The sequence below is a fragment of the Streptomyces chartreusis NRRL 3882 genome (assembly GCF_900236475.1).
GTDB lineage: Bacteria > Actinomycetota > Actinomycetes > Streptomycetales > Streptomycetaceae > Streptomyces > Streptomyces chartreusis_D.
Window position 1 is genome coordinate 6,191,020 of the sequence record NZ_LT963352.1, and the last position, 16,820, is coordinate 6,207,839.

At 74.4% G+C, this 16,820-nt stretch carries 14 protein-coding genes; 4 read left to right on the top strand and 10 right to left on the bottom strand.

Going from position 1 to position 16,820, the window contains the following annotated elements; genetic code table 11:
* The first annotated feature begins 133 nt into the window (after window positions 1-133).
* Both SCNRRL3882_RS27995 and SCNRRL3882_RS28000 read left to right on the top strand, forming a co-directional pair.
* Window positions 134-490 carry an STAS domain-containing protein gene (locus SCNRRL3882_RS27995; protein WP_050810269.1) on the top strand — a complete coding sequence of 119 codons (357 nt, stop codon included), beginning with the start codon at window positions 134-136 and terminating at the stop codon, window positions 488-490.
* Window positions 487-1,440 carry a sensor histidine kinase gene (locus SCNRRL3882_RS28000; protein ID WP_010042266.1) on the top strand — a complete coding sequence of 318 codons (954 nt, stop codon included), beginning with the start codon at window positions 487-489 and terminating at the stop codon, window positions 1,438-1,440. Before SCNRRL3882_RS27995 ends, SCNRRL3882_RS28000 begins: the two co-directional genes overlap by 4 nt.
* 38 nt (window positions 1,441-1,478) lie before the next feature.
* Here SCNRRL3882_RS28000 and SCNRRL3882_RS28005 read toward each other — a convergent pair whose 3' ends face one another.
* From SCNRRL3882_RS28005 to SCNRRL3882_RS28040, 8 genes are all read right to left on the bottom strand, one after another.
* Window positions 1,479-2,516: a rod shape-determining protein gene (locus SCNRRL3882_RS28005; protein WP_010042267.1), complete on the bottom strand. Its 1,038-nt coding sequence runs from the start codon at window positions 2,514-2,516 to the stop codon at window positions 1,479-1,481.
* A 187-nt stretch (window positions 2,517-2,703) separates the two neighbouring features.
* Entirely contained in the window at window positions 2,704-5,955 is a 3,252-nt protein-coding gene (locus SCNRRL3882_RS42285; RefSeq protein WP_010042268.1) for an SAV_2336 N-terminal domain-related protein, read from the bottom strand.
* The gene (locus SCNRRL3882_RS28015; RefSeq protein WP_010042269.1) at window positions 5,945-6,964 is read right to left on the bottom strand and encodes an AAA family ATPase; all 1,020 of its coding nucleotides are present in this window, start codon (window positions 6,962-6,964) and stop codon (window positions 5,945-5,947) included. The genes SCNRRL3882_RS42285 and SCNRRL3882_RS28015 overlap by 11 nt, the downstream gene beginning before the upstream one ends.
* 69 nt (window positions 6,965-7,033) lie before the next feature.
* Window positions 7,034-8,719: a trypsin-like peptidase domain-containing protein gene (locus tag SCNRRL3882_RS28020; protein ID WP_010042271.1), complete on the bottom strand. Its 1,686-nt coding sequence runs from the start codon at window positions 8,717-8,719 to the stop codon at window positions 7,034-7,036.
* The gene (locus SCNRRL3882_RS28025; RefSeq protein WP_040903464.1) at window positions 8,716-9,054 is read right to left on the bottom strand and encodes a CU044_2847 family protein; all 339 of its coding nucleotides are present in this window, start codon (window positions 9,052-9,054) and stop codon (window positions 8,716-8,718) included. The genes SCNRRL3882_RS28020 and SCNRRL3882_RS28025 overlap by 4 nt, the downstream gene beginning before the upstream one ends.
* Window positions 9,055-9,136: 82 nt before the next feature.
* On the bottom strand, window positions 9,137-10,495 hold the full coding sequence (locus SCNRRL3882_RS28030; protein WP_010042274.1) for a carboxyl transferase domain-containing protein: 1,359 nt from the start codon (window positions 10,493-10,495) through the stop codon (window positions 9,137-9,139).
* Window positions 10,488-11,933 carry an acyl-CoA synthetase gene (locus SCNRRL3882_RS28035; protein WP_010042276.1) on the bottom strand — a complete coding sequence of 482 codons (1,446 nt, stop codon included), beginning with the start codon at window positions 11,931-11,933 and terminating at the stop codon, window positions 10,488-10,490. The genes SCNRRL3882_RS28030 and SCNRRL3882_RS28035 overlap by 8 nt, the downstream gene beginning before the upstream one ends.
* A 47-nt stretch (window positions 11,934-11,980) precedes the next feature.
* On the bottom strand, window positions 11,981-13,369 hold the full coding sequence (locus SCNRRL3882_RS28040; protein ID WP_102514873.1) for an SLC13 family permease: 1,389 nt from the start codon (window positions 13,367-13,369) through the stop codon (window positions 11,981-11,983).
* 193 nt (window positions 13,370-13,562) lie between these two features.
* On the opposite strand from SCNRRL3882_RS28040, the gene SCNRRL3882_RS28045 reads away from it, so the two are divergent.
* Entirely contained in the window at window positions 13,563-14,270 is a 708-nt protein-coding gene (locus tag SCNRRL3882_RS28045) for a FadR/GntR family transcriptional regulator (RefSeq protein ID WP_010042281.1), read from the top strand.
* 14 nt (window positions 14,271-14,284) lie between these two features.
* Here the strand turns inward: SCNRRL3882_RS28045 and SCNRRL3882_RS28050 are convergent, their stop codons facing one another.
* Window positions 14,285-14,584: a hypothetical protein gene (locus SCNRRL3882_RS28050; protein WP_010042283.1), complete on the bottom strand. Its 300-nt coding sequence runs from the start codon at window positions 14,582-14,584 to the stop codon at window positions 14,285-14,287.
* Between the two features lie 82 nt (window positions 14,585-14,666).
* Complete coding sequence (locus tag SCNRRL3882_RS28055) at window positions 14,667-15,743, bottom strand: MerR family transcriptional regulator (protein WP_010042285.1); 1,077 nt, start codon at window positions 15,741-15,743, stop codon at window positions 14,667-14,669.
* 179 nt (window positions 15,744-15,922) lie between these two features.
* Here SCNRRL3882_RS28055 and SCNRRL3882_RS28060 point away from each other — a divergent pair, with 179 nt between their 5' ends.
* The gene (locus SCNRRL3882_RS28060; RefSeq protein ID WP_010042287.1) at window positions 15,923-16,801 is read left to right on the top strand and encodes an ATP-grasp domain-containing protein; all 879 of its coding nucleotides are present in this window, start codon (window positions 15,923-15,925) and stop codon (window positions 16,799-16,801) included.
* The last annotated feature ends 19 nt before the right edge of the window (window positions 16,802-16,820 follow it).

Here is a 16,820-nt window from a genome sequence, read left to right on the forward strand (position 1 = left end):
ACGTCACTCGCCCCCGTGGACGTCGGTGTGAGGTGCGCCTGCCCGCCGTACGGCGTACTACACACCACAGTGGGGAATGAGCCTCTCCCGGGCGGGTACGAGCGCTGTGGTCCAGAAGCGTGGGGAGAGGGGCTTGAACACTCAGTATCGGGTGCCGGCCGCCGGGTCCAGTGACCCCGTGCCGGGCTTGGCGGTGTTCCCGTTGTCCGGGCGGCAGGGTGTCCGGGCGGCGGGCGAGGTCGTCCTGACGACCCGTGCGATCTGGGAAGGCGTACTGGAGCAGGCCGTTCGCGAGGATGAGGACGTGTACCACCTGGAGTTGTCCGACGTGACGTTCGTCGACGTCGCGGGCGCGGGTGCGCTCGCGACGGCCGCCGGGCAGCTCGGGGACGGCCGGCGGTTCGTGGTGCGACGGCCGCCGGCGGCCCTGCGGCGGACGCTGGACCTGCTGTGGCCCGGCCATGCGGGGATCGAGGTGTCGATGTCATGACCGCTGCCGTGGCTGAACCCTTCGGTCCCCTGGAACCCTTCGTCCATCCCGCGCTCTTCTACCGCGACGAGGAGGAGTACCTCGACGTCACCGTGCCCTTCGTGCGCGAAGGTCTGGCGGCCGGTGAACCCGTGGCCGTCGCCGTGCCGGGCAAGAACCTCGCGCTGATCCGGGACGCGCTGGGCGATGCCGCCGAGGCGGTGCGGCTCCTCGACATGCGCGAGGCCGGCCGCAACCCCGGGCGGATCATCCCGGGCGTGCTCCGCGCGTTCGCCGACGCCCAGCCGGCCGGACGCCGGGTGCGGATCATCGGCGAGCCCATCTGGGCCGGGCGCTCCGACACCGAGTACCCCGCCTGCGTCCAGCACGAGGCGCTCATCAACGCGGCCTTCCGGGGCCGTACGGCGACCATCCTGTGTCCGTACGACGTCGAGCAGCTCCCCGAGCACGTCCTCGCCGACGCCTACGCCACGCATCCCACCGTCATCCCCTCCGGCTCCCGGCTGGAGCAGGGCAGCGACGCGTACGCCCCCGGGGACGTCGTCGACCGCTACAACGAGGCGCTGCCGCCCGTGCCGGACGCGCTGACGTTCGCCTTCGACTCCGGCTCGCTCTCCGAGGCCCGGCACGTGGCCGTCGGGGAGGGCGCGCGGCTCGGCCTCACCGGCGTCAAGCTGGACGACCTGGCCCTCGCCACGGCGGAGCTCACCACCAACAGCGTGGTGCACGGCGGCGGTTCCGGGGTGCTGCGGGTGTGGACCGAGGACAGGTACGTGGTGTGCGAGGTGCGCGACGAAGGGCGGCTCGCGGACGTGCTGGCCGGGCGCCGGCCCGTGCCCCGGGACCAGCGCGGCGGGCGCGGGCTGCTGCTGGTGAATCTCATCGCCGACCTGGTGCGGGTGCACAGGGGGGACAGCGGGACGACCGTGCGCTGCTGGTTCGCCCGCTGAGGGCAGCGCGCTGAGGGCGGGCCTCGGGCCCCGGCGGTTCAGGATCCCAGCGGATCCAGCGCCAGCGGTTCGATCCTGCCCTCCATCATCGCGCCGAGCCCCTGCACGGCGCACACGTCCGGGCGCTCGGCGATGTGCACGGGCATCCCGGTCGCCTGACGCAGCATCTGGTCCAGGCCCGGCAGCAGCGCACTGCCGCCGACCATCATGATCCCCCGGTCGGCGAGGTCGGCGACCAGGTCGGGCGGACAGGACCGCAGCACGGCACCGATGCCGTCCAGGATGGCGGTCAGCGGCGTCTGGATGGCGTCCCGGACGGCGGCCGTGTCGACCTGGACGGAACGGGCGAGGCCCGTGGCGACGTCCCGCCCGTGGATCTCCGTCGAGGCCGGACCGTGCGGGGTGAGGCCGTTGCCGGACAGGGCGAGCTGCAACGGCCGTACCGACTGGCTGGGCAGCATCAGCTCGTGCCGGTGCCGCAGGTGCTGCACGATCGCGTTGTCGACGGCCTCGCCGCCCACGGGGATGCGCTCGGCGGTGACGATCGAGCCGAGGGACAGCACGGCCACCTGCGTCGCCGCGGCACCGCACACCATGATCATGGTGGCCTCGGGCTGCTCCACGGGCAGTCCGCAGCCGACGGCGGCGGCGATCAGCGTGTCGACCAGTTCCACGCGGCGGGCCCCGAGGCCGACCAGCGTCTCGATGGCGGCGCGCTGGGCGAGCGGGTCGGCGTCGTGCGGGGTGCAGGCCGCGGCGCGCAGGATCGGCTTGCGGCGCAGGCTGCGGCGCATCTTGTCGCCGAGCAGGTGTCGCAGCATGCGCTGCGCCATCTCGATGTCGACGACGGTGCCGCCGGAGACCGGCCGTACCACCCTGATGTAGTCCGGTGTGCGGCCCGTCATCTTCTCCGCGAGCTCGCCGACCGCGATCAGCGCGCCGGTGCGGCTGTTCACGGCGGCGGCCGACGGCTGGTCGACGACGAGCCCGGCGCCCTTGACGTAGACACGGGTGCGGGCCGCCCCCAGGTCGACGGCGAAGTGGCAGCGGCGCAACTGCTCCAGACTGGCGGTCATGGCAGGTCCTCCCGAGAGCACAGACCGTGGGAGGCCGCCAGGTGGCGGGCCTCGCAGACGTGAGGCCGCCGGGCGGCGGGCCTCCCTCGCATGGTGCGTGGGACGGGACGGGGGCGCCTTTCGGAGGGGGCCGGGCGGGGTGCCGCCGAACGGGGGGTTCCAGCCCACCGGGACTCCGCGGACACCCCTAGAGGGAGCGCGCGGCCTCCAGGAGTGGTGCCAGGGAGCTGACGGTGGTCTCGCAGCCCGCCTCGTCGAGCTGCCGGGCGGCGGTGGTGTTGCGGGCGAGGCCGACGAAGCGCACTCCGGCCTGCTGGGCGGCGGTGAGTTCGGCGACCGTGGAGCCGATCAGTACGCCGGTCGCGGCGGCGCCGCCCGAGGAGTGCATCGCGCGCAGGAGGCAGTCGGGGTGCGGGGTCAGCAGGGCGAGGTCCTCGCCGCGGGCGTGGATACCGGCCAGGGGGAGGCCGTAGGGGTCGAGGTAGCGGTGTACGGCCGGTGCGCTGACGTCCGTGACCACGCTGACGCGGCGGCCCGAGTCGTGCAGGGCCCGGACCAGCGGCACCGAGTTGTGGGTCGTCGGCGCGTCGGGGACCGCGCGCAGTTCGATCGCGTCGAGACGGTCGCGGAGCAGGGGGCCGAGCCGGTCCCGGGCGAAGGCCCTCAGGACGTCGAGCGGATGGACGAACGTCTCCCGTGCCGCGTCGGCGGCCAGGGGCCGGCCCGTCAGGGCGTCCTGCGGGTCGCGGTGCTCGGTGACGAGGGTGAGCAGGTCGAGCGCGGCCTCGCGGGCGGTGGCCGCCGAGAACAGCCGGGCCATGGGGCCGTCGAAGCCGAGCAGCACGGTCTCGGCCTCATCCAGGAGTCCGGACAGGTCGGGCGCCGACCGGGCCGGGGCCTGCGGCAGGCCGGGCGGGGCCGCCCCCTCCGGGGCCAGCTCCACCGAGGCCGCCACCGACAGCCCCGGCACCGGCCACCTGCGCAGCCCGGCGTTGACCGCGCGCTGGGCCGCGCCCGCCCGGCGCAGTGGATGGCGCCGGGTGATGCGGGCCGCCTCGTCCAGCAGATGGCCGAGCAGCGGCTCGGACACCCGGGTGACCCCGGCGCGCACGAAGGCGACCGGGTCGTCCACCCGCCAGGACAGCTCGACCGCGGCGGCGAAGGCGCCCTTGCCGGAGCTCGGCAGGGAGACCCAGTGGTGGGACTGGTGGGTGGTGAGGTCCACCTCGTAGTACGTCACGAGCCGCGGCGGCCCGTCGCCGTGCGGCTGGGCGGGGTCGAGGAGGGTGAGCGGGCCGTCGGGCTGGGTGTGGACGACGGCCGTGCGGCCCGGGGCCGGTATCCCGAGCCGGCGCAGGTCGTGCGTGATGAAGGGGCCCCGCACCAGGTCGCGGGCCTCGGGTCCGGGGGCGGCGGTGGCGGGGGACAGCGGGCAGTACCAGGCGACGGGCGGGGTGTCCGTGGCGCCGCCCCGGTAGAGGGGCTGGAAGCGCTGGGGCCCCTGCGCCGCCGAGCTGCCGGCGAACTGCTCGTACACGTCCGGGGAGACGACCACCAGGATGTCGGCGGGCACGGGCGGTGCCTCCGGCGGCGGGGTGGGCCGGTCCCAGAACGTCACGGTCAGACGCGGCGGGTCCACCAGCCCGGTGAGGACCTCGGGCAGCCCGCGCAGGACCGCGACCAGCACGGGGAGCACGTAGGTGCCGGGGTCGGCGTGGACGACGTAGCCGTTGCCGCGGACCCGGACGTCGAACTGGGAAGCGGTGAGGGCGCCGCGGGAGAGCATCTCGTGCACCGCGTATTCGAGGGTGATGCGGGCCTCGGGGTGGCCGGTGAGGTCGTCGGCCTCGAAGAGGATCGTGGGGCGGGCGCGGTGGCCCAGCCGGCGTACCGTCTCCTCGCTCACCGTCGCGAACGCCATGCCCGAGCCGTCGCGTTCGCCGGTCGTCTCGGCCCGGAACTCGCCGGCCGCGCGTCCGGCCCGTTCGTCGATCAGGCCTCCGACCTGTTCGAGGAACTCGCGGGTGCGGCCCCGGGCCGTGCGGGGGAGGGAGCGCAGCAGCAACTCCCGTACACCGGGCCGGAACTCGTAGGAGCCGGGTGGCCCGGGGACGGAGGTGAGCATGCCGCTGAGGATCACCTCGGCCAGGTGCTGGGGGCGCGGGTCGCGGTCCACGGTGCGCTGGACCAGGCGCATCACCGGGACCGAGGGGACCGCCAGGGCGAGGTGCCCGGCGAGGCGGAAGGCCTCCGGGGACGCGGTCGCGCGAAAGCGCAGGACCAGGTCCTCCGGGGAGGACGAGGCGATGTCGGGGGTCGGTTCGGCGGGCGGTGCGGGGGAGGGCGGCAGCCATGCCGCCGCGCCCGGGGTGCGGGCGCCGCCCGGGCCGGCGACCAGGGCAGCCCAGTGGGCGAGCCAGGGGGCGCCCGGTTCCAGGACCGGGACGGGGAGGGCGTGGTCGGGGGGCGGTGCGGCTTCGTAGGGGGTGAAGGCGAGGCGCGCCGAGGGGGCCGCCGTGGACGGGGAGGTGAGCAGGCCCGGCTCGGCGGGGAGCGCGGTGGTGGGCCAGAGGTGTTCCGGGAGGGGCTGGACCACGGCGAGCGGCATGTGGCGGGCCCAGTGGCGCAGGGTGCGGTACCAGCGGTCGCCCGCCTCGCCCGGACGCCACTGCGGGCCCATGCAGTCGCTGACGACGAGGGTGACGGTGCGGCCGTCGTCGAGCACCGGGACGTGGCGGGCCCGGCCGTCGGGGGCCGCCGGGTGCAGGGTGACGTCACGGAAGATGCCCGACTGGGCCAGCGCGGTGTGCAGTTCGCTCACCAGGGGGCGCCAGACCGGCATGGTGGGGCCGGTGTCGTGCACGAGGTTCAGGCGCAGCCAGCGGTCGGGGGCCGGGCGCAGGACCGGGAACCACACGTCGGGGTGGGCGCCGAGCCGGGCGATGCGGTCGGCCGTCGCCCGCTCGTCCAGCACCCGGACGTGCGCGGAGGCCACCTTGCGCTTCAGCGGACGCAGGGCGCGCTGGAGCGCGAGGGGGTGGGGCAGCATCGGGGGTGCGGGGGCGAGGAGGGGGGATCCGCCGCCGCCCGGGGCGTCGTGCCGGTGCTGCGGGGAGCGCGGGGCGGGCAGGGTCAGCGGGACGCGGTCGGGGGTGTGGCGGACCGGCTCCGGCTGCGGGGGTACGGGGGTGGGAGTGTCTGCCTTCCCGGGGGTGCTCGCCTCGGGGTTGCCGGCCTCGTGTGCGGGTGCGGTGGACGACGGGGCGCGGTCCTCGCCGGGCTCCCGCGACGGCTCCTCCTCCTGCCGTTCGCGGTCCAACAGGGCGGCCATCCACAGCAGTTCGGCCAGCTCGCGCGGCGTCGGCGACGCGCCGGCCGCGGACAGGGCCGCGGCCAGCCGGGCAACCGGGGACGGCCCGGGGCCGTGGTCAGAAACCATCGCCGTCGGCCGTCGCGCTGAGGTACGGCATCAGCTGCTCGGCGAGGTCGTCGCGGGACTCGGCGTCGAGGCCCGCGACTCCTGTGAGGTAGAGGGCGTTCAGCAGCTGATCGGTGGCGAGTTCGCCGCCGCCCGCCCGCTCCAGGAAGCGGGTGATCAGACGGTCCGCGTGACCGTCCGGGGTGTCCAGGTGGGCGCGGACGATGTCGGTGAGCTGGTCCCGGTCGGGGCGGCGCAGCTTCAGCCGGACACAGCGGCGCAGGAAGGCGGGTGGGAACTCGCGCTCGCCGTTGCTGGTCAGCACCACGAACGGGAAGGCCCGGCAGCGGACCCGCCCGCGGTGGACGGTGACCGGCGTGTCCGTGCCGTCCGCCAGGACCTCGGCCGCGCCGTCACCGGAGTGACGTGCGGCCCGCACCAGTTCCGGGATCTCGTACTGGCCCTCCTCCAGGACGTTCAGCAGGTCGTTCGGCAGGTCGAGGTCGCTCTTGTCGATCTCGTCGACGAGCAGGGCGCGGGGCCGTTCGTAGGGGAGCAGGGCCGTGCCGAGCGGGCCGAGGCGGAGGTGGTCCTCGACGTCACCGGCGGCACGGCCGGGCCCGTCCTGCCGCTCCCGGGCCGCGTACAGCCGGGACAGCGGGTCGTACTGGTAGAGGCCGTCGGCGAGGGTGCTGCGGCTGGTGATGTTCCAGCGCAGGACCGGTCCGAGGCGCAGCTCGCGCGCCACCGCGTACGCGAGTGAGGACTTGCCGGTGCCGGGCGGACCGGTGACGAGCAGGGGGCGGCGCAGGCACAGCGCGGCGTTGACGAGCCGGACGCTCTCCGGGGTGGCCACGTACGACTTCGCCCGGTGCACGCGGTCGGGGGAGACGGCCGTCGCGTCGTCGCTGTCGTGCGGCGGCGGCAGGGCGGGCCCGCCGTCGAAGGCACGCCAGGGCGGTGGTGCGGGGAGGTGGTCGATGCCGTCGTGCGGCTCGCTGTCGCCGGTGTAGACGGACCAGTGCGGCATGGGGGATGTTCTCCGCTCTCCGTTGTCGAGCTGGTGTTTCTCGGGTGCTCCGGGCCGTGTCAGCGGTGGTCAGGCCACCGGGGTCCGGGCGTGGGCGGCGACGGCATGCGGGTCGGTGAAGACGCGCGGGTCGTCCCACAGCAGCTGGATGCCGTGGGCCCAGTGGTCCTCCTCGGCGTCGGCCTCCTCGCGCAGGGCCAGGATCCGGCGGGGGAGTTCCGCGGGCGGTACGGCCCTGAGGCAGGCGTCGAGCGCGTCGAGGAAGGCCTTGCCGGTGCAGCCGTCCGCTCCGGAGCAGTCCTCCTGCCCCGAGCCGCAGCCGTCGCGCGACCACACGATGACCGGGGCCGGCGCCGTGAGCGAGGTGTCGAAGTGCGGCCGGGTGCGGGAGGCGGCCGGGGCGGTGCCGAACCCGGCGAGGCAGGCGTCGGGCCGCCGCAGCAGCATCCGCAGCCGCCCGGGCTCCTGCGGGCCGCCGCACTCCACGCGGTGCAGCCGCGCGCCCGGCAAGGCGTCGAGGCGCTTCCAGGCCCGGGTCAGGACATGCCGGGTGCTGGCCTTGCGCCGGGCGTGGTCGGTGACGACCAGCGGGTAGACGCAGCCGAGCGGGGTGGCGTCGTCGGGGGCGCTCTCCCAGCGGTCGACGGGCCAGTCCAGCCAGTCCCGGGGCAGTGCGAAGGCGACCAACTCGTCGGCGCCGGGCGTCAGATAGCGGAAGGCCGCCTCGATACGGTCCTGGACGTAAGCGCGCAGCCGGTGCTGCTCGACCGTGCCCGAGTCCACCGGGTGCCGCCGCCCCTCGCTGTACGCGGACACCTCGACACGGACCAGGTCGTCGCCCGCGCCGCTGTGTCCGAGTTCGACGAGGATGGGCGACCAGTCGGGCGCCGACGGCTCCACGGCCGGGGTGTGCAGCAGGGCCTGAAGCCGGTCGGCGAACCGGGACACCGTCCGCGCGGCGCCCGGGCCGTCGAGTTCGCACAGGACGAACAGGGCCGCCGACCACAGCGAGTCGAACCCCTCCTCGGGCGGCGGCGGATCGAACGGGTCGGCCGCCGCCGTGTAGAGCCGGACCGGGTCGCAGTCCACGCCCGCGCGGGCCGCCTTCTCGACCAGGGCACGCAACCGGGCCCGGTCGGCGGTGGTGTGGTCGGAGGTGGGGACCAGGCTCTGGAGTGCGGGCCAGTAGCGGGCCATGACCTGGGTGGGCATCATCCGGCCGGTGCGCACGTCCCGGGTGCCGGCCGCCGCCGTGGCCATGCCGACGACCTCGCCGGTGTCGGCCAGGGTGACGGCGGCCCCGCTGAAGCCGGGGGCCAGGGGCTGGCCGCCCGGGTGCCAGGCCTCCAGCTGGATCCACTCCCGTTTGATCAACTGGGGTGCGGTGACGCGGTATTCGGCGAGGGTGCCCTCGTCGAAGCCGACCGGGAAGCCGTAGACGACGAGCTTGCGCGGTGCCGGGCCGTGCGCGGCGTCGACCGGGGCCAGCGCGGCCGGGGCGATCGGCACCTCCTCGTCGAGTTCCAGCACGGCGAGGTCGCCGAGGTCGGTGCTGGAGCCGGTCCAGCCGCCGTGCGCGACCACCCGGGCGGGCACGGGCGGGGAGCCGGGCCGCTCGGTGAAGGTCACGGTCAGGCCCTCGCCGTCCCCCACGACGTGGGCACAGGTCAGCACCGTGCCGGGCGCGACCAGGAAGCCGGCTCCGGCCACCCGGCCCCGTAACTCGATCCGGGCGTGCCACTCGGCGCTGTTCATGAGGCGGGGCTGGTCTCCGGACCGGCCGGGGACCAGGTCAGTCTGACCACCAGGTGGCCCTCGGCGGTGCCCTTGGCGATGAACGCGCCTGTTTCCGCGGACAGTTTGACCCCGAACTCGATCTCCACGCCGTCGGGCTTCAGCGAGCCGTCGCGGAACACCCGCAGCGCGGACTCCGCCGCCGAGCGCACCCCGTCCAGGGCGCCCTCGAAGGTGCGGGTCGCCTGGACCGTGCCGTCGCCGCGGGAGACCAGGCGGGAGCCGGACCGCTCCTCCACCGCCTCGACCGCGACCACGGCACCGTCACCGGTCCTGAACTCGACCAACCCGTCCACGGCACCCCCGTCGTCCCACTGCACTGAGCATTTCCATTGTCACGGAAGGTACTTGATGTTGCGGGAGGCATCCACCGAACTCTCACGGACCCACGGTCCCCCGGATCACCCCCAGCTCCACCAGATCCTGCGGCCGGATGCGGAGCTGGTCCGCCGTCGTCTCCACCTCGCGGGGCGGCCGCTTGAGGATGGCCGCCGCGAGCTCCGGCGCGATCACCGAGAAGTAACTGTCCGGGGTGGCCCAGGTGTTGCCGGGCGCGGCCAGCGCCAGCGCGCCGCCGGAGCCGCCCTCGCCGATCACCAGCGTCGTCACCGGGGTGCGGGCGCCCGCCACCGCGCCGAACAGGTCCGCGATCGCGGGACCCGCGCCCTGCCGCTCCGCCGCCGCGTCGTTGGCGGCGCCCGGGGTGTCCACGAGGGTCAGCACCGGGATGCCCAGCCGGTCCGCGAGACGGATCAGACGGGCGGCGGTGCGGTAGCCGGCGGGGCGGGTCGCGGTTCCGGTCTGCGCGGCGTACGCGATCGTGCGGCCCTCGTGCGTGCCGAAGCCGCACAGCATGCCGTCCGGGTCCGTGCCGCCGCAGCGGTCGCCGCTGATCGCCGCTCGGTCGGAGAAGTAGGCGTCCAAGTAGGCGGCGGCGCGCGGGCGCCGGGGTGAGCGGGCGCGCCGGACGGCGTCCCAGCCGGTGGCGGGCAGGCCCGCGTCGTCGCCGAGCGGTTCGGGCGGCGGCGCCGGCGTGCCGGACGGGCACGTCAGCAGCCGCAGCCACCGGCCCAGCGTCCCGCGCAGGTCCTCCGGCCGTACGACCGCGTCCGCCGCCCCCGCCGCGACCTGCGCCTCGGCCGTGTAGGCCGCCGGGTCCGCGTCCGCCGGCCGCACCCGGGAGCCGGCGAAGCCGACCTGGGCCCCGGGCAGCGCGAGGACCACGTCGGCGCCCGCGCCCAGGGTGGCCCAGCCGCCCCCGGTGGTCGGATCGCGCACCACGGCGACCTGCGCGAGTCCCGCTTCCCTGGTGAGCGCCGACTGCCGGGCCACGCGCTGGAGTTGGGTCAGGGCGAGCATGCCCTCCTGCATCCGGCTGCCGCCGGTGGCGACCAGCGGCACGACCGGGAGGCGGTGCTCACGGGCGTAGGTGTACGCCGCCTCCAGCCGGTCGCCGGTGCGTTCGCCGAGCGAGCCGCCGAGGAAGCCGAACTCGAAGGCGATCAGCACGGCCCGGGTACCGCCGACGCGGGCGGTGCCGCAGACCACGGACTCCTGCTCGCCGGTGCGTTCGGCGGCACGGGTGCGCAAGGCGTCGTAGCCGGGCCAGCCGAGCGGGCCGTCCGGCTTCGCGTCCCGTATGACGGCCGGCAGTTCGGCGAAGGTGGAGTCGTCGGCGATGGCGTCGGCGACCGCGCGGGCGGAGGGGCGCTCAGTCCCGGGGAGGCGCTCAGTCATGGGGCAGCGCCCGCTTCATGATCTTCCCCATGTCGTTGCGGGGCAGGGCGTCGAGGTGGTGGACGACCCGGGGGCGCTTGTGCGGGGCGAGACGCTTGGCCACGTGATCCGCCAACTCCTCCAGCGACGGCGGGGAATCGGGCTCCGCCGGGACGATCCACGCCACGATCCGCTCGCCCAGGTCGGCGTCCGGCTCCCCGGTGACGGCGGCCTCCCGCACCCCCGGGTGTTCCAGGAGCGCGTTCTCGATCTCCCCCGCCCCGATCTTGTAACCGCCGCTCTTGATCAGATCGGTGGCCTTGCGCCCGACGATCCGGACATAGCCGTCGGGGTCGCGCACCGCCATGTCGCCGGTGCGGAACCAGCCGTCCGCGGTGAAGGCGGCGGCGGTGGCGTCGGGCCGGTTGAGATACTCGGTGAACAGGTTCGGGCCGCGCACCTGGATCTCGCCGACGGTCTCACCGTCGTACGCGGTGACCTCCGAGCCGTCCTCCTCGACCAGCCGCAGCTCCACGCCCGGCAGCGGCACGCCCACCGTGCCCGGGCGGGCCTCGCCGTCGGCACGGACGCTGGTGTTCATCAGCGTCTCCGTCATGCCGTAGCGCTCGATCACCCGCCGCCCGGTCGCCGTCGCGATCCGCCCGTGGTCGTGGACGGGCAGCGCGGCGGAACCGGACACCAGCAGCCGCGCCCCGGTCAGCGCTTTCACCAGCTCCGGGTCGCCGGTCACCGCCTCCGCGATCCGGTGGTACATCGTCGGCACGCCGAACAGCATGGTCGCCCCGGCGTTCAGCTCCCGGGCGACGCCCTGCGTGCTGAAGCGGCCCAGGTGCCGCACCGAACCGCCGCGCCGCAGCGGGCCGAGCGTGCCCAGGACCAGGCCGTGCACATGGAACAGCGGCAGTCCGTGGACGAGTACGTCGTCGCCGGTCCACTGCCACGCGTCGGCCAGCGCGTCCAGGGTCGAGGCGATCGCCCGGCGCGGGATGACGGCACCCTTGGGCGGGCCGGTGGTGCCGGAGGTGTAGACGATCAGGGCCGGGTCGGACTCGTCGGCGTGGTCCCCGGGGACCGGCCCGGTGCCGTGCACGTCGATGTCGAGGCGGGGCAGGTCCCGTACGGGGGCGGGGAGTTGGTCGTCCGGTGCCGTGAGCACCAGGTCGGGCGCGCTGTCGGACAGGATGTGCCCGAGTTCCTTCTCGCCCGACTTCGGGTTGAGCGGCACGGCGGGGACGCCGGCCAGCAGCGCGGCGACGACGGCGACGGCCGTCTCCATGGTGGGCGTCGCCCAGACGGCGACCCGCGTGGCCTCGCCGATGCGGCCCGTGAGTGCTCCGGCCGCGGCGGCGAGCTGCGCGTAGGTGAGGGAGCGCTCGCCGAACCGGAGGGCGGGGTGGTCGGCCGGGGGTTCGGTCAGGCCCGGGAAGAGAGGGGTCACGCGTCATCTCCTTGGCTGTTGCGTGCGGTTCGCTGTGGACGCCGGGGCTATCCCCAGCCGGGGACGACCATCACCAGCCATGCCGCCGCCGGTACGACCGCCACCACGATCCCTCCGTACACCATCAGCTGCCGGAAGAAACGCTCGCGGTCGACGTCCGGCGCGGCGGCCAGGACGAGTGCGCCGTTCGTGGAGAACGGGCTCACGTCCACGACGGTCGCGGACACGGCGAGCGCCGCCACCATGCCGATCGCGCCGATCTCGCCCCGTTCCAGGAACGGCACGGCCAGGGGGATCAGGGCGCCCATGATGCCCACGGAGGAGGCGAAGGCCGAGACGAGTGCGCCGATGTAGCAGAGCAGGACGGCGGCGAGCAGCGGGATGCCGATGTTGCCCACGCCCTCGCCTGCCCAGGTGATGGTGCCCATCTCGTCGAGGACGCCCACGTAGGTGAGGACGCCGCAGATGAGGAGGACTGTCGGCCAGGCGATCTCGCCCACCGCCTTGCGGCTGTCGTCCGGCCAGGCGGTGCTGAGGAGGACGGCGAGGGTGATGGCCGTGAGGCCTGCGTCCAGGTCGAAGACGAGGACGGCGACGACCAGGGCCAGGAGGGAGGTGAGGGTGGCGAGGCGGGATGGGGTGAGGGTGGTGATTTCCGTGCTGGGCGTGAGGGTCGCTGTCGGGTTGGGCCGCAGCTCGGCGGAGCGGGGTGCCGCTGCGCCCACCCTCCCCCGAGCTCTCGGCTTCGCTCCAGCAGGGGGGACCCCCATCGCCCCAGCGGCACGACTGCCCGCAGCCATGTCTCCATCGCCCTCGTCCACGGCCCCCCGCGCCCACAGCTTCAAGCCGCCGCAGACGATGAACACCACTCCCGCGATCACCAGGTTCGCCGCCAGTGACGACAGGAACAGCACCACCTCGTCGCCCGGCAGCTTCTCGCGTTCCACGATGCCGTTGACGATCGAGCCGTAGATGCTGATGGGCGAGAAGCCGCCGGCCTGGGCGCCGTGGACGACCATCGCGCCCATCAGCAGCGGGCTGATCCCGTACCGGGCGGCGAAGCTCAGGGCGATCGGGGCGACGATCGCCACCGCGGCCGGGCTGACCGCGCCGATCGCCGTGAGCGCCCCGGTCAGGGCGAACATCACCCAGGGGATGAGCGCCACCCGCCCCCGCACGAGCCGGACGGCGGCGTGCACCAGCCAGTCGGTGGTGCCGTTGGCGCGGGCGATCGCGAAGAGGTACGTGACGCCGACCAGGACGACGAACAGGTCGCCGGGGAAGCCGGCGAAGATGCCGTCCGCATCGAGGTCGGCGACGAGCCCGCCGACCCCGAAGGCGGCGGCGAAGGCGAGCGCGCCCATGTTGACGGAACGGGTGGTGGCGATGACGAACACCACGACGAGGACGAGGATCGAGATGAGTTCAGGGGACATACGGGCTCCCGTCTTTGGGCCCCGGAGCGGCTGGGAGCACCAGGAGAGTGGCCGAGTGGCTGAGCCACTTGAGGTGCGTTGGCTGAAAGCGTGGGTGCGGCCCGGACGCCCGTCAAGGGGGTGCGCGAGAATTGGTTCAGCCACTCGGCCACGACAAGTGCCGGTGTTACGCTCCCGGCGAGAGGGGGACCCCGTGACCGACGCCCTGCGCCCCATGACCAAACAGCGCCTCTACGAACAGGTGCTGGAGCGGCTGCGTCAGTACGTCGTCGAGGGCGGCCTGCGCGCCGGCGACCGGCTGCCGCCCGAGCGCGATCTGGCCCAGCGGCTCGGGGTGAGCCGCGCCTCGGTGAAGCAGGCGATCGTGGTGCTGGAGGTCCAGGGCCTGGTGGAGGCCCGGCACGGGGGTGGCACGTACCTCGTGCGGGACAGCCTCGACACCGAACCGGTCGAGCGGATGGTGGAACGCCGCCGGCGCCTGCCCGATGTCCTGGAGGCCCGGGAGGCGCTGGAGACGAAGCTCGCCGAACTGGCCGCGGAGCGGCGCTCGGAGGAGGACCTGGCCGCGCTGCGCTCGGCGCTCGCGCACATGTCGGAGGAGATCGAGGCGGGCGGTCACGGCGTGGAGGGCGACCGGCTGTTCCACGCGGCGGTGACGGCGGCGGCCCACAGCGGTCTGCTCGAGGAGTTCATGCGCTCCATCGCCGAGCAGATCGCCGAGAGCCGCACCGAGTCCCTCCGTCAGCCCGGCCGCCCGTCCCGCTCCCTCTCCCAGCACCAGGCCATCCTCGACGCGATCGCCGCACAGCAGCCCCGTCAGGCGGCCACGGCCATGCGACGGCACGTCCGCACGGTGGCGAAGGTGCGGTTGCTGGACTGGGAGCCGGGGGAGGAGGGGTAGCGCGATCCGGGGTGTCAGGCGGCCCCGGCGGCACCGGGCGGCACGAACCGCCGGTGTGCCGGCGTGAAGTGGAACTCGGGCTTGCCGGGGAGACCGACCTTCTGCACGGCCGGAGAGAGGCGCTCGGCGAAGAAGCGCTCGAAGTCAGCCTCGGCGTTCCACACGTCGGTCACGTGCAGGGCGCCCGCCTCGAACCAGGCCACGTGCAGGACGAGCCCGTCCGGCACCTGCGCCTCCCAGCGCACCTCGGCCAGCATCGCGTCGTACTGCTCGGGCGTCACCCCGGCCCAGCGCAAGGACAGCACAGCAGCCATGGGAAATCCCTTCCTGTGATCGGTGTCCCGCCCAGTAGACCGGCCGGGGCCGGTCACGGCCCGTGGTCATGGGCCGTCCGGGTCACACCGCCACGACGTCCGCCACCACGCAGCTGACGTTGTCCGGCCCGCCGGCCTCGTTCGCCGCCCCGACCAGGGCCCCGACCGTCTCGTCCGGGGTGCCCCGCGAGGCGAGGAGCTCCCGGATCCGGTCCTCGGCGACCACACCGGTCAGGCCGTCGGAGCACAGCAGGTAACGGTCGTCCGGGTGCGCGTCGTGCAGGCGGAGGTCCGGGACCGTGGCGGCACCGTCGCCCGTCAGGGCCTTCAGGAGGAGGGACCGCTGGGGGTGGGAGACGGCCTCCTCGGGCGTCAGGCGCCCCTCGTCGATCATCGACTGGACGACCGTGTGGTCGTGGGTGATGAGGAACAGCTCCCCGTCGCGCAGCAGGTAGGCGCGGGAATCGCCGATGTGCACCAGGGCCAGCCGTGAGCCCGTCCACAGCAGGGCGGTCAGGGTAGTGCCGATTTCGTCGGCGCCGTCGGCCACGTCCCGGACGGCCTGGGCCGCGCCCCGCACCGCGTCCTCCAGGAGGTTGAGGACCCCGCCGGCCGGGACCTCGTCCGTGTCGAGGAAGCGCAGTGCCTCCACGGCGGCGCTGCTCGCGGGCGCGCCCGCCGGTCCGAAGCCGTCGGCGACGGCGAGCAGCCGGGCGCCCGCGTACGCCGTGTCCTGGTTGGCGGGGCGGACGCGACCGGTGTCCGAGTGGGCGGAGTAACGCAGTTCCAGCATGGCGGTGTCCTTTCCGGACTCGTCCGAGTCCTCCGTCAGGTGATCGACCAGGAACGCGGCGAGGTCCCGCCGTACCGCCGTCTCCGCCTCGACACGCGCCCAGTAGGCGCGGATCTCCCGGGCGGCGGCCGTGGAGTCGCGGTCGTGGAGCCGGCACACCTGGCGGATCTCGGCCAGCGGCATGCCCAGCCGCCGCAGCCACGCCACCAGCCGGGCCTGCTCCAACTGCCCGACCGCGTAGTACCGGTATCCGGTGTCCGGGTCCACCCGGGCGGGCCGCAGCAGGTCCAGCTCGTCGTACAGGCGCAGTGCCTTCGGCGAGAGCCGGCACGCCTTCGCGAACGCGCCGATCGTCAGCATGTCCATGCGATCCCCATGCGATATGTCCATGCGATCCCCTGCGCTCCGCGGGTTCCGCGCGCTTCCCGGTTCCGCCACCGATGCTGGGGCTTCACCAAAGGTGAAGGTCAAACAGGGTGTCGCGGTTCCGGGCCGGATTGTTAGCCTGCGCCGGAATCGATCGTTGGTCCGAGGATGGAGTCGCCGTGGCCGGCACCCCGCGCATAGCGCTCGTCACCTACGACCCCGGTGGCGTGGAGAGCAAGGACCGGGACCTGGCGGGGCTGGTGGACGCGCTGCGGGAGGCCGGGGCCGAGGCCGCCGCCGTCCACTGGGACGACCCGTCGGCCGACTGGGCCGGCTACGACCTGGCCCTCATACGGTCCACCTGGGACTACAGCTGGCGGGCCGAGGAGTTCGCGGCGTGGGCCGAGCGGTGCGGGAAGGTGACGCGGCTGGCCAACCCGGTGGACGTCGTGCGGTGGAACGCCGACAAGAGGTACCTGGGCCGGCTCGCGGAGGCCGGGGTGCCCGCCGTGCCGACCCGCTACTTCGCGCCCGGCGATCCCGTCGAGCTGCCCGCCGACCACGAGTACGTCGTGAAGCCCACCTCGGGGGCGGGTGCCCGGTACGCCGCGCGCTACCCCGCCGGGGAGCGGGACGCCGCCCTGCGCCAGGTCGAGCGGATGCACGCCGAGGGCTTCACCGTCATGCTCCAGCCCTATCTGACCGGCATCGACACGCACGGGGAGCGGGCCCTGCAGTTCTTCGGCGGACGCCTGCTGCACGCCAGCCGCAAGGGCGCGGTCCTCGCGCCGGACACACCGTACGACGCCGAGAAGGTCGCCCACCCCGACCTCCGGCCCTGGGAGCCGACCGCCGCCGAACTCGACGTCGCCGAGCGGGCGCTGGCCGCCGTCCCCGGGCAGCAGGAGCTGCTGTACGCGCGGGTGGACCTCGTCACCGGGCCGGACGGGGAGCCGTGCGTCATGGAGCTGGAGCTGATCGAGCCGAACCTGTTCCTGTGGCTGCACCCGGAGTCCGTGCCGAGGGTGGTCGAGGCGGTCCTGGCCGCCGCCGGCTGAGTACCTTACGCCCCTTTAC